10 protein-coding genes and 1 other annotated feature are annotated in these 12694 nt (G+C 38.2%); all 10 genes read left to right on the top strand.

Going from position 1 to position 12694, the window contains the following annotated elements; all coding sequences use genetic code 11:
• The 10 genes from hemC (at position 1) to CQ058_RS13105 (ending at position 12690) form a co-directional block, all read left to right on the top strand.
• Entirely contained in the window at positions 1-930 is a 930-nt protein-coding gene (gene hemC / locus CQ058_RS13160; protein ID WP_002034194.1) for a hydroxymethylbilane synthase, read from the top strand.
• A 2-nt stretch (positions 931-932) separates the two neighbouring features.
• The gene (gene hemD / locus CQ058_RS13155; protein WP_002015357.1) at positions 933-1685 is read left to right on the top strand and encodes a uroporphyrinogen-III synthase; all 753 of its coding nucleotides are present in this window, start codon (positions 933-935) and stop codon (positions 1683-1685) included.
• Positions 1686-1858: 173 nt separating this feature from the next.
• On the top strand, positions 1859-2848 hold the full coding sequence (hemB, locus tag CQ058_RS13145; RefSeq protein ID WP_002015358.1) for a porphobilinogen synthase: 990 nt from the start codon (positions 1859-1861) through the stop codon (positions 2846-2848).
• A complete protein-coding gene (gene hemL, locus CQ058_RS13140; protein WP_002034163.1) occupies positions 2848-4137 on the top strand; it encodes a glutamate-1-semialdehyde 2,1-aminomutase in 1290 nt (429 codons plus the stop codon). The genes hemB and hemL overlap by 1 nt, the downstream gene beginning before the upstream one ends.
• A 79-nt stretch (positions 4138-4216) precedes the next feature.
• Complete coding sequence (spoVID, locus tag CQ058_RS13135; protein WP_181150764.1) at positions 4217-5224, top strand: stage VI sporulation protein D; 1008 nt, start codon at positions 4217-4219, stop codon at positions 5222-5224.
• 72 nt (positions 5225-5296) lie between these two features.
• On the top strand, positions 5297-6322 hold the full coding sequence (gene ysxE / locus CQ058_RS13130; protein ID WP_002190786.1) for a spore coat protein YsxE: 1026 nt from the start codon (positions 5297-5299) through the stop codon (positions 6320-6322).
• Between the two features lie 134 nt (positions 6323-6456).
• Positions 6457-6688: a binding site (T-box leader), on the top strand.
• Positions 6689-6726: 38 nt separating this feature from the next.
• Positions 6727-9372: a valine--tRNA ligase gene (locus CQ058_RS13125; RefSeq protein WP_002192465.1), complete on the top strand. Its 2646-nt coding sequence runs from the start codon at positions 6727-6729 to the stop codon at positions 9370-9372.
• 94 nt (positions 9373-9466) lie between these two features.
• Positions 9467-10768 (top strand): bifunctional folylpolyglutamate synthase/dihydrofolate synthase, encoded by a 1302-nt coding sequence (locus tag CQ058_RS13120; RefSeq protein WP_002190781.1) that lies wholly within the window; start codon positions 9467-9469, stop codon positions 10766-10768.
• A 164-nt stretch (positions 10769-10932) separates the two neighbouring features.
• A complete protein-coding gene (locus tag CQ058_RS13115) occupies positions 10933-11895 on the top strand; it encodes a hypothetical protein (protein WP_002129259.1) in 963 nt (320 codons plus the stop codon).
• Between the two features lie 219 nt (positions 11896-12114).
• Complete coding sequence (locus tag CQ058_RS13105; protein WP_002190779.1) at positions 12115-12690, top strand: Maf family protein; 576 nt, start codon at positions 12115-12117, stop codon at positions 12688-12690.
• Positions 12691-12694: the final 4 nt, after the last annotated feature.

Here is a 12694-nt window from a genome sequence, read left to right as displayed (position 1 = left end):
ATGCGCAAAATTATTGTAGGTTCACGAAAGAGTAAACTAGCATTAACACAAACTAATTGGTTTATTGATCAATTAAAAGCGCTTGGTTTACCATATGAATTTGAAGTGAAAGAAATCGTCACAAAAGGTGATGTTATTTTAGATGTTACTCTTTCAAAAGTAGGCGGAAAAGGTTTATTTGTAAAGGAAATTGAACATGCGTTACTTACGAAAGAAATTGATATGGCTGTACATAGTATGAAAGATATGCCAGCTGTACTTCCAGATGGATTAACGATTGGTTGTACGCCAAAGCGCGTTGACCCTCGTGATGCTTTTATTTCTAAAAACGGAGAATCGTTTAAAGACTTAGCAGAAGGTGCGATCTTAGGAACGAGTAGTTTGAGACGTAGTGCACAACTACTAGCTGCGAGACCAGATTTACAAGTGAAATGGATTCGCGGGAATATCGATACACGCTTACGTAAGTTAAAAGATGAAGATTACGATGCAATTATTTTAGCGACAGCTGGATTACAGAGAATGGGCTGGGACGGAGAAGTTATTACAGAACATTTAGATGAAACGTTATGTGTACCAGCCGTAGGACAAGGTGCATTAGCGATTGAATGTCGTGAGGATGATACGGATTTACTTCAGTTGTTAGCGCATATTAATGATGCAGTAACAGAAAGAACAGTGGCTGCTGAACGAGTATTTCTTCATAAACTTGAAGGTGGATGCCAAGTTCCAATCGCTGGATATGCAACTCTTAAAGAAAATGATGCAATCGAATTAACAGCGCTTGTCGGTTCTATGGACGGTTCTGTTTTATTGAAAGAGATAGTAGTAGGTAATGATCCGAAGCAAGTTGGATTAGAGGCTGCGGACCGTTTAATTAAACAAGGAGCAAAAGAGCTCATCCTTGCTGCAAATAAGGAGCAACAATAAATATGAACGCTCTCGCTGGCAAAACAGTATTGATTACACGTGCCCAGCACCAAGCGAAACAAATGAGTGTAGCAGTGAAAGAAAGGAGCGGAATTCCATTGGAAATTCCGCTTTTGCGTATGGAAGGTACGTCTCATAGGCAAATTCAACATATAGCAGGGCAGCTACATTCGTATGACTGGGTTATTTTCACGAGTAAAAATGGTGTAGCTTTTTTTCTAGATAGTTTGAGAAAGAAGCTCCCCGGACCGATTAAAATTGCTGCAGTAGGCGTGAAAACAAAGTTAGAGTTAGAAAAGCGAGGCTATCAAGTAGAGTTTGTTCCCACTGCATTTGTTGCAGAAACATTTGCCGAAGAGTTTCTAAAAGAATTAAGTGGAAACGAGCGTATTTTATTTCCGAAAGGGAATTTAGCAAGAGATGTAATCCCGGTTAAACTTAGGGAGTTTGGTGTTTTTCTAGATGAGTTAATTGTATATGGTACGAAGGTGAATGTAGAGAAAAAACAAGAACTTATAACAGCATTGAAATTAGGGGAAGTAAATATTATTACATTTACGAGCCCTTCAACTGTTGATAGTTTTGTTCGTTTACTTGAGGGTACAAACTGGAGAGAATGGACGAAAAAATGTACAATTGCTTGTATAGGGCCTATTACGGAAAAAGAGGCGAACCTCTATTTTCCACATGTTATTGTGCCAAAAGAGTACACTGTAGAAGCATTACTACAATGCATTTGTGAATCTATAAAGTGAAACTTTAATCAGTGGGGGTTTTGTTCATCCCCCACTGATTATTAGTTGAACCAATCGGGCGTTTACGGGCAGTTGATCTCCCACCTAACTTCTTTGCTCCAGCCGAATTTTGAGGTGGGGGTCTTACTACCCGCAAATAGCGGGATAAAATAAAAGAATGGGGATAGAAATCTATGAATTCTTTACAATTTAATCGTCATCGTCGTTTAAGACAAAGCGGGGGCATGCGTGCGCTTGTACGTGAAACATTTTTACATACAGAAGATTTTATTTACCCTATTTTTGTATTAGAAGGAGAAAATACTCGTAATGAAGTTCCTTCTATGCCAGGCGTATATCAAATGTCTTTAGATTTATTGCAAGCTGAAATGCAAGAGGTCGTTGATTTAGGTATTCGTTCTGTTATTGTATTTGGTTTACCTGCTGAAAAGGACGAAGTTGGATCATCGGCATATTGTGAGCATGGAATTGTACAGCGTGCAATTAAGCAAATTAAAGATGAGTTCCCAGAGCTAGTAGTAGTTGCAGATACATGTTTATGTCAATTCACAAGCCATGGTCATTGCGGTGTTATTGAAGATGGCGTTATTTTAAATGATGAGTCTCTTGCAGCTCTTGCAAAAACAGCTGTAAGTCAAGCGAAAGCAGGGGCAGACATTATTGCACCATCTAACATGATGGACGGATTTGTAACAGCAATTCGCCATGCATTAGATGAAAATGGTTTCGCGCACGTACCAGTTATGTCGTACGCTGTGAAATATTCATCAGCATTTTACGGACCGTTCCGTGATGCAGCACACGGTGCACCGCAGTTTGGTGACCGTAAAACATATCAAATGGACCCAGCGAACCGTATGGAAGCATTCCGTGAAGCAGAATCAGATGTAATGGAAGGGGCCGACTTCTTAATTGTAAAGCCAGCTCTTTCTTATCTAGATATCGTTCGTGATGTGAAAAATAACTTTAACTTACCAGTCGTTGCTTATAACGTAAGTGGTGAATATTCGATGATTAAAGCAGCAGCACAAAATGGTTGGATTAATGAAAAAGAAGTTGTACTTGAGAAATTAATTAGCATGAAACGCGCAGGAGCAGACTTGATTATTACGTATCATGCAAAAGATGCAGCAAGATGGTTACAAGAAGGAGGCGCTAAATAATGAAAAAATTTGATAAGTCGATTGCGGCGTTTGAAGAAGCTCAAAATTTAATGCCTGGAGGCGTAAACAGCCCTGTTCGTGCTTTTAAGTCTGTTGGTATGAATCCGCTGTTTATGGAGCGCGGAAAAGGCTCTAAAGTATATGATATCGATGGGAATGAATACATCGATTACGTATTATCGTGGGGACCTTTAATTCATGGTCATGCGAATGATCGTGTTGTTGAGGCTTTAAAAGCTGTTGCTGAAAAAGGAACAAGCTTTGGTGCACCAACAGAAATTGAAAATAAATTAGCGCAGCTTGTTATCGAGCGTGTACCATCAATTGAGATTGTGCGTATGGTTAACTCTGGAACAGAGGCGACAATGAGTGCACTACGTTTAGCTCGTGGTTACACTGGACGTAACAAAATTTTAAAATTCATTGGTTGTTATCACGGTCATGGTGATTCTTTATTGATTAAAGCAGGTTCGGGTGTAGCAACGCTAGGTTTACCAGATAGCCCTGGTGTACCAGAAGGTGTAGCGAAAAATACGATTACCGTAGCATATAACGATTTAGAAAGTGTAAAATATGCTTTCGAACAATTCGGTGATGACATCGCTTGTATAATTGTAGAACCAGTGGCAGGGAATATGGGTGTTGTTCCCCCGCAACCAGGGTTTTTAGAAGGACTTCGTGAAGTGACAGAGCAAAACGGTGCACTACTTATTTTTGATGAAGTAATGACAGGATTCCGTGTTGCTTATAATTGTGGACAAGGTTACTACGGTGTAACTCCTGACTTAACTTGTTTAGGTAAAGTAATCGGTGGTGGCTTGCCGGTAGGAGCATACGGTGGGAAGGCAGAGATTATGCGTCAAGTTGCACCAAGCGGACCGATTTACCAAGCTGGAACATTATCGGGTAATCCACTTGCAATGACAGCAGGTTATGAAACGTTAGTGCAGTTAACGCCAGAATCATATGTGGAATTTGAGCGTAAAGCAGAAATGTTAGAGGCTGGACTACGTAAGGCAGCTGAAAAGCATAATATCCCGCATCACATTAATCGTGCAGGTTCTATGATTGGTATTTTCTTTACAGATGAGCAAGTTATTAATTATGATGCAGCAAAATCTTCAAACTTAGAATTCTTTGCAGCTTACTATCGTGAAATGGTAGAACAAGGTGTATTTTTACCACCTTCTCAATTTGAAGGTTTATTCTTATCGACAGCACATAGTGATGCAGATATTGAGGCGACAATTGCGGCGGCCGAAATTGCAATGTCAAAATTAAAAGCATAATTTCTTAGAGAAAATCGCTTTCCATTAGGGGAGCGATTTTTTTTATTCATAAAGTAGCCTTAGGGAACATAAATCTGTAATGACATATAGTTTGGGAGGGGGAAAAGAAGTGGCAACAGATCATTCATTACGATTTTCATTAAAAGAATCTGTTTGGTTCCAGAAGGGACAGGAAGTCGAAGAACTTTTGTCAATTTCGTTAGATCCAGACGTTGAGATAGAGGAGCTCGATCATGAAGTTATCGTGAGGGGGCAATTAGATTTAACGGGAGAGTACGTTGCAAGGCAAGATGATTCAGCTTATTCATTAAGAGAGCTATCACCAGCAAAGGCAATTGATTATGTAGAAACAAGGGCAGACGGGGTTAATGAGCTTGTCCATTCCTTTCCGCTCGAAATATCAATTCCAAGAAATCGAGTGAAAGTAATTGAAGAATTATATGTATCAATCGAGGAATTTGATTATGAATTAAAGGAAAATGGTTGCTTACAACTATTAGCGGATATATCTATTACAGGTTTATGTGACGAAGAAAGAACCGAGGATGAAGAGGAAGAGATGGTGTATGCCGAGTTGGAAGCTGATTCAGCTGAAGAAGATGAAAGTAGACCTGCGCCACACGAAGAGGTACCAGCCTATAAAGAATCAGATGGATGGGAAGATTATGCATTTGAGCCGTTTCAGTTAGAAGAAAGAAAAGAGCAAGAAATAGAAGAAGAGGAATTAGAAGAACATGAACTTGTGGAGCGTGAAGAGGAGCAAGAAAAGACGCCACAATTTGAATTGTTCGGGCGGAAAAATTTCAAGAAAGAAAAAGCGAAAAAGCAGGAAGAGCCAGAGGAAGAAGCATATTCACAGCGAGATGAAAATGCACTTTATTTAACGAAATTATTTACGAAAGAACCAGAAGAAGAATTTACGAAGGTAAGAATGTACTTCGTACAAGAAGGAGATACAATTGAATCGGTTGCAGAACGTTATGAAACGACTGTACAAAGCTTATATCGTGTAAATCAATCAGAAGATATATATTTAACTACAGGGCAAATTATATATATTCCTGTTTCAAAAGCAACAGTGAAATAAGTGAGTGAGTTTTTTCACTCACCTCTTTTCTTTTCCTAGAAGCTATGTTTTGAATAAGAAAGGGTTATTCGTATGGATATTGAATTACGAAATCGCTATGAACCCATTGTGAGGCAATATAGATTGGACACTCAGCATATGGAAGAGCACGGAAGTGTAATGAAAATTTATACGAATCAAGGTCCGTATGCGTTAAAGAAAATACAAGATAGAAAATTAGAGCGGAATAATTTTTTACACCATATTCAATATTTGAAGGAGAAAGGTTTTTCGAATTATGTACCTATATATCACACGACGGACGGGAATTATGTTTTAAGTGATGGGGCGTATAGCTATTATTTAATGCCTTGGTTAGAACGTGCGGAAGGAAATGGCGAAGATAATGATCAATACCATAAGATGTTTCAAACGCTCGGGACGTTGCATCAAAAAACGGTGAAAGAGGAGACTTATACAGAAGAAGATTTAGAAAAACATTATACAAATATATCCGGCCGTTGGGAAAATGATGGCGAGATATTAGAAGAGTTTCTCATAGAATCTGAAGCGAAGTGGTATATGTCTCCATTTGAATTACAATATTGTACGTATTATCACCACGTTATGAGAGCACGTGAGTTCGCAACGAAACAATTAAGTGAATGGCATGATGCAATGAAAGAAAAGGAAAAAACACGTACTACTTTCGTTCATGGAAATGTATCGCTTAATCACTTTTTATTTGATTATGAACGAAACGGTTATTTTATTAGTTTAGAAAAGTCTCAGTTTGCTACACCGGTACAGGATATCGTCAGCTTTTATTCAAGGTCTTTGAACACATATCCAATTGCGCGGAGCGACCGCTTTGAATGGTATCAAATGTATCAAAAAAATTTTCCATTTACGAAAGAGGAGCAGCTTCTTATGTTTGCGTATATGACGTACCCGTCGCATTTTATTCGGCAAATTCAGTCGTATACGAAAAGAAGAAAGAGTCGTAATGAAGAAAATGAGCTTCGCGGGGTAAAAATTCTGCAGCAATCGCATTGGCTCATTAGTAATACAGAATATTTCCTTTCGCAATTACAAGCTGCCCAGCAAGGGAACGGATAAAGAAGATAAGTAGGGAGAACCCTGCTTATCTTTTTTTATTAGTTTCATAAAGAGATAAAAGCCGTAGTTTCAAATTTATCTTGACGAATAAGGTTTCGTTTTTTACACTATTGTATATAATAATTAACAATCACATAAATGCATTGAAGGGGAAGAGTATAACATGAAACGTCTTCAGAGAGGGGAACTATTGGCTGGGAGGTTCTCTAGATAGTTATGTTAGAAGGTAGCCCTGGAGCATCTTTTCTGAACGGAATGATTCTTATTAGGAAAAGACGGATTTGTCCGTTATCAAATTAAGAGTATAAGCAAATTCTGAATTTGTTTGTAAATAAAGGTGGTACCGCGATGTCCCTCGTCCTTTTTTGGATGAGGGGCATTTTTTATTTTAAGGAGGGAAAATAATGTCAAACACGGAAAATAATTTACCAACTAAATATGATCATATGTCCGTTGAAGAAGGCCTTTACAAGTGGTGGCTTGAAGGCAAATATTTCGAAGCAACAGGAGATGAGAAGAAACAACCATATACAATTGTAATTCCACCTCCGAACGTAACTGGTAAGTTACACTTAGGTCACGCTTGGGATACGACGCTTCAAGATATTTTAACTCGTACAAAGCGTATGCAAGGTTACGATGTATTATGGCTTCCAGGAATGGACCATGCTGGTATCGCAACGCAAGCGAAAGTAGAAGGAAAACTTCGTGAAGAAGGTATTTCACGTTACGATCTTGGTCGTGAGAAATTCCTTGAAAAAGCTTGGGAATGGAAAGAAGAATACGCTTCTCACATTCGTCAACAATGGGGGAAAGTTGGTTTAGGACTAGACTATTCTCGTGAACGCTTCACATTAGACGAAGGCTTATCTAACGCTGTTAATAAAGTATTCGTTCAATTATATGAAAAAGACTTAATTTACCGCGGTGAGTATATCATCAACTGGGATCCAGCAACACGCACAGCTCTTTCTGATATTGAAGTAATTCATAAAGAAGTTCAAGGTGCATTCTACCATATGAACTATCCGTTAACAGACGGTTCTGGTCACATTCGCCTTGCAACTACTCGTCCAGAAACAATGCTTGGTGATACAGCGGTAGCAGTTCATCCAGAAGATGATCGCTACAAACATTTAATCGGAAAAACAGTTACACTTCCAATCGTAGGCCGAGAGATTCCGATTATTGCTGATGAATACGTAGAAAAAGACTTCGGAACAGGCGTTGTGAAAATTACACCAGCTCATGACCCGAATGACTTTGAAGTAGGTAACCGTCATGACTTACCACGTATTTTAGTAATGAACGAAGATGGAACGATGAACGAAAAAGCTGGTAAGTATAACGGTATGGATCGTTTCGAATGCCGTAAAGAGTTAGTGAAAGACTTACAAGAAGCTGGCGTATTAGTAGAAATCGAGCCTCATATGCACTCAGTAGGTCATAGTGAGCGTAGCGGTGCAGTTGTTGAGCCTTATTTATCAACACAATGGTTCGTAAAAATGGCTCCACTTGCAGAAAAAGCGGTAGAACTTCAACAAAAAGAAGAAGAAAAAGTAACGTTCGTACCAGAGCGTTTTGAAAACACATACTTACGCTGGATGGAAAACATTCATGACTGGTGTATTTCTCGTCAATTATGGTGGGGACACCGCATTCCAGCTTGGTATCATAAAGAAACTGGTGAAGTATACGTAGGTACAGAAGCGCCAGCAGATCTTGAAAACTGGAATCAAGATAATGACGTGCTTGATACATGGTTCAGTTCAGCATTATGGCCATTCTCAACACTTGGCTGGCCGAATGAAGATGCAGCAGACTTTAAAAAGTTCTATTCAACAGATGCTTTAGTAACTGGTTATGACATCATCTTCTTCTGGGTATCTCGTATGATTTTCCAAGGTTTAGAGTTTACAGGAGAGCGTCCATTTAAAGATGTATTAATTCACGGTTTAGTTCGTGATGAGCAAGGACGTAAAATGAGTAAATCTCTTGGTAACGGTATTGATCCGATGGATGTTATCGAGAAGTACGGTGCAGATGCAATGCGTTACTTCTTATCAACAGGAAGTGCACCAGGTCAAGATTTACGTTTCAGCATGGAAAAAGTAGAATCTACTTGGAACTTCATTAATAAAATTTGGAACGCATCACGTTTCGTATTAATGAACATGGATGACATGAAGTATGAAGAAATCGATTTAACTGGTGAAAAATCAGTTGCAGATAAGTGGATTTTAACTCGCTTAAACGAAACAATCGAAAGTGTAACACGTAACATGGATAAATATGAGTTCGGTGAAGCTGGTCGTTCATTATACAACTTCATTTGGGATGATTTCTGTGACTGGTACATTGAGATGGCGAAACTTCCACTATACGGTGAAGATGAAGCAGCTAAGAAAACAACTCGTTCGATTTTAGCTTACGTATTAGACCAAACAATGCGTCTATTACATCCATTCATGCCGTTCGTAACAGAGAAAATTTGGCAGCATTTACCGCATGAAGGCGAGTCTATTACAGTAGCAGCATGGCCAACAGTTCGCGAAGATTTACAAGATAAAGAAGCGGCAGCAGAAATGCACCTTCTAGTTGATATCATTCGCTCTGTTCGTAACATCCGTGCGGAAGTAAATACACCAATGAGCAAAAAAGTTCAAATGCAAATTAAAGCAAAAGATGAGGCAGTACTAGCTCAGCTTACGAAAAACAGTTCTTACATTGAGCGTTTCTGTAACCCAAGTGAACTAACAATTAAGATTGATTTACAAGCGCCAGAAAAAGCGATGACTGCAATCGTATCAGGTGCAGAGTTATTCTTACCGTTAGCTGATCTTATCAATCTTGATGAAGAGAAAGCGCGTCTTGAAAAAGAACTTGAGAAGTTCGATAAAGAAGTAGAACGTGTACAGAAGAAACTTTCAAACCAAGGATTCGTAGCGAAAGCTCCTGCAGAAGTTATTGACGGAGAGCGTGCGAAAGAACAAGATTATCTAGAGAAACGCGAAGCGGTTCGTCAACGTCTAGCTGATCTTGAGAAATAAAAATGTTTTTCAGAGACTCACTATATTGGTGAGTCTCTTTTCTTTGCGTATAATAGAATTACGAAGTTTGTCTTTTGAAAGGGGAATAGCAAACGTGATACATACATACGAAGAAGCGATAGGCTGGATTCATAGCCGATTGAAATTTGGGATAAAACCAGGACTAGAAAGAATGCAATGGATGTTAGAAGAACTCGGAAATCCAGAGCGTCATATAAAATGTGTTCATCTTGCCGGCACAAATGGAAAAGGTTCAACTTTAACATATATGCGCTACATGTTAGAAGGCGCGAAATATAAAGTAGGAACGTTTACATCGCCTTACATAGAAACATTCAATGAACGTATTAGTGTAAACGGAATACCGATTGCAGATGAAGAGATTGCGGAACTTGTAAATATGGTAAAGCCAGTCGTTGAAAAATTAGATGAGACGGACTTAGGAGAAGCGACTGAGTTTGAAATCATTACAGTAATGGCAATTTATTATTTCGGTAAAGTTAATTTCTGTGATGTTGTTTTATTTGAAACGGGGCTTGGGGGAAGATTTGATTCTACAAATGTTATTCATCCGGTTCTCACGATTATTACGAATATCGGCCACGATCATATGCATATTTTAGGCAATACACTAGGAGAAATTGCATATGAAAAGGCAGGGATTATTAAGTCTGGTGTTCCAGTTATTACTGGTGTGAAAAATGAAGAAGCATTGCAAGTAATTCAAAAGGTTGCTAAGGAAAACCATGCAAGCTTATATGAACTTGGAAAACAGTTTACAACATTACATAAACATTCTAATGAAGATGGGGAACATTTTGATTTTGATTGTCCATTTGCCTCGTTTGAAAATGTTCGAATTTCAATGAAAGGTATTCATCAAGTAGGCAATGCAGCGCTAGCGCTTATGGCAGTAATGTATTTAAAAACATATTTATCATTTTTAATTAATGAAGAGGAGATGAAAGTTGGCTTACAAGAAGCATACTGGATTGGTCGATTTGAAAAGTTACAAAGTAATCCAGATATTATAATAGATGGTGCTCATAATCCAGAAGGTATTGAAAGTCTTGTAAAAACAGTAGAGGCACATTATAAAAAGAAGAATGTAATAGTTTTATTTACTGCTCTTGGTGACAAACAGTTACATAACATGGTAGGGCAATTAGAAAAAGTTGCTGATGAAATAATATTTACGACGTTTGCCTTTGATCGTGCCATTTCTGCTGACAAGCTTGCATCGTATTCACAACAAGAGTCAAAATTAGTTTTTGAAGATTGGAAAGAGGCAATTGATACAAAGGTTGACATGATAGGAGAACATGATGTTTTTATCATAACAGGTTCTTTGTATTTCATTTCCGAAGTTAGAAAATATATTCGCGAGAAAAACTAGATAGTCTTTGCTATCTAGTTTTTTGTTCTACAAATGAAGTCAAATGCATACATATAAGATAATAATATAGGGTTATTTGACGAATTCCTCTGACAAATATCTCGTTTTTTTGTGGAATGAATATGATATGATGCGGACAATGACAAGAGGTGAGGTGTGAGTGTATGGACAAGCAATCACGAACGATCTCGGTGAAAGTAAATGGAACAGAAGCGAAGTATGAGGAAAAAAAGAAGGATGAGTTTGACTGGATGATAGCAGAAAGTGAGAGACCGAAAAATGTCGTTCCGTTTCAAAAAGCGAAATCAGTATCTATGGAAAAATATCGAAAGAAGTGGAGCAATACAATAATCGCAATCGTTGCAACTGCAATAATTATCGGTACTGCATTTGGGATGGGTATGATTCATTTATTAACTGGACAAGGGACGACAGGAGAAGGTAAGGTAACGGCTTCGAAGCAGACAGGTAATGAGGAACAAAAGGTGGGTGGAACGGCAGAACAAACACCAACACCGAAAGAGGAAAAACCAAAAGCACAGGTAGGAACGTCATTAGAACCAATGAAACTATTTTTCGTTCAAGGAGGGCTTTATTCCTCTGAAGAAAAAGGACAGGCTGCTATTGAAGAGTGGAAAAGTAATGGGGGCGTGGCTACTTTGAAACCGAGTGGTGATAAGTATGCGTTAGTTGTTGCTATTACGAGCGATGAACAGGCTGTTAATCAATTAATAGATCAGTATAAGCAAGATGGTGTTTCAGTTTTGAAAAAAAATTGGGATATTACAGATAAAGCATTGCTCAAAAATGATAAAGAAGTAGGAATGTTTTTAGCGAAAGTGCAGCCATTATATACTCATTTAGCAAAATATGTGTCCAGCGTACAAACTAGTGGAAAAAGTAATCCAAAAGATATAGAAGCGATTCAAAAAGAGTGGAAAGCTATGGAAAAGGAAGGGAAGAGTATGAAGCGTGAAGATGCAAAGAAGCTTTATACGTATACGTCCATAGCGGTGCAAACGATTAAGGAAGGGAAGAGCGATAAGGAATCTGTAGCTAAATTAAATCAAGTTATTATTGATGGTATACTTTCGTATGAAAAAATGGTTTCACAAAAAGTGAAATAATAGGATAATGAAATGACGAAGAAAGAAGTACATATACTTCTTTCTTTTCTTTTGAATTTAGAACAAAGTGCTTTCTGTATGGGCAGCGTATAATCGTATTTAAAAAGAACTATTATTTTGTTTAGAGAAAATGATATTTCTAGAATTTGTGGGGAAACTATTCCTTTGATACGATTGATTTAAATTATTCTGCTTCATGTGAGAAGGGAAGGAGAAAATATGAGGAAAATTATTTTAGCTTCAGGGTCACCTAGGAGGAAGGAACTGCTTGAATTAGCAGATGTGCCATTTGAAATCGTTGTTAGTGAAGTAGAAGAGACGATTGGTGCATATTCATCACCTTCTGATATTGTTATGTCGCTTGCTTTGCAAAAAGCATCTGCTGTGGCAGAAAACCATAGTAATCAAGTTGTACTAGGTGCAGATACAATTGTTACATATGATTCGCGTATTCTTGGAAAGCCGTCTAATGAGGCTGAGGCGAAAGAAATGTTACGATTATTATCGGGGAAAACACACGAAGTATACACAGGTGTTGCAATTATATCGAAAGAAAAAACGGTAACTTTTTATGAACGTACAGAAGTAACATTTTGGGGATTAACAGAAGAGGAAATAGACGTATACGTTGCATCGAAGGAACCACTTGATAAAGCAGGGAGCTATGGAATTCAAGGTAAAGGGGCTATTTTTGTTCAACATATTCAAGGGGACTACTACAGTGTAGTTGGCTTGCCAATTGCGCGTCTTGTCCGTGAATTAAAACAGTTTGATAGCGATGTAACCCATGCGTAAAATT

Source organism: Bacillus sp. MYb56 (assembly GCF_002976445.1).
GTDB classification, from domain to species: Bacteria; Bacillota; Bacilli; order Bacillales; family Bacillaceae_G; genus Bacillus_A; species Bacillus_A mycoides.
The sequence above is the reverse complement of the archived record's forward strand: the minus strand, read 5'-3'. Positions and strand labels throughout refer to the sequence as shown.